Annotated in this window: 1 protein-coding gene; it reads right to left on the bottom strand. The window is 53.7% G+C overall.

Going from position 1 to position 272, the window contains the following annotated elements; genetic code table 11:
• Positions 1–196 (bottom strand): 30S ribosomal protein S21 (rpsU, locus tag SB764_RS40270; protein ID WP_410866790.1); only part of this gene is annotated, 196 nt, incomplete at its 3' end.
• Positions 197–272: the final 76 nt, after the last annotated feature.

The raw sequence follows: 272 nt of genomic DNA, 5'->3' as shown, positions 1-272 counted from the left end.
CTTCGCGCTGCGCACGCTTGCGTGCCAGCTTGCGAACGCGGCGAACGGCTTCAGCCTTTTCGCGAGCGCGCTTCTGGGAAGGCTTTTCGTAATAATCGCGCATCTTCATTTCACGGAAAATGCCTTCGCGCTGCATCTTTTTCTTGAGAGCGCGAAGCGCCTGATCAACGTTATTGTCGCGGACTAGTACCTGCACGTGAATCCCGTTCCTTTTATCTGGTTATCTTGCTGCGCGAATAAAGGCATTCGCGCGCAAACACAAAATCGTTCGC

Source organism: Paraburkholderia sp. SIMBA_027 (assembly GCF_046535315.1).
Lineage (GTDB): Bacteria > Pseudomonadota > Gammaproteobacteria > Burkholderiales > Burkholderiaceae > Paraburkholderia > Paraburkholderia tropica.
The sequence above is the reverse complement of the archived record's forward strand: the minus strand, read 5'-3'. Positions and strand labels throughout refer to the sequence as shown.